At 48.5% G+C, this 239-nt stretch carries 1 protein-coding gene; it reads right to left on the bottom strand.

All coding sequences use genetic code 11. The annotated features are described in order from the left end of the window. Nucleotides 1–239, bottom strand: a 239-nt coding sequence (locus tag G9G53_RS26055; RefSeq protein ID WP_165150919.1) for a condensation domain-containing protein, incomplete at both ends; no start/stop codon positions are given.

Below are 239 nucleotides of genomic sequence, written 5' to 3'. Positions count from 1 at the left end.
TTCCATTGTTCCCAGTAGGCGTGTTCACTGTCCATGGCTGCGCTATTCGCATACTCGGAAAGTTTTTGTGACCAGGAACGGAATGAATCCGTTTTGTCCGGCAGCTGAAGCACTTTCTGATGAACGGCCTGTTCATAGGCAGTAGCCAAATCCTCAAACAAAATACGCCAGGATACCCCGTCCACCACCAAATGGTGAATCACCATCAGCAAATGATCGCCATCTACACAGTGGAACAA

The sequence above is a fragment of the Paenibacillus sp. EKM206P genome (genome assembly GCF_011066155.1).
In the GTDB taxonomy this organism is placed as follows: Bacteria; Bacillota; Bacilli; order Paenibacillales; family Paenibacillaceae; genus Paenibacillus; species Paenibacillus polymyxa_D.
The sequence above is the reverse complement of the archived record's forward strand: the minus strand, read 5'-3'. Positions and strand labels throughout refer to the sequence as shown.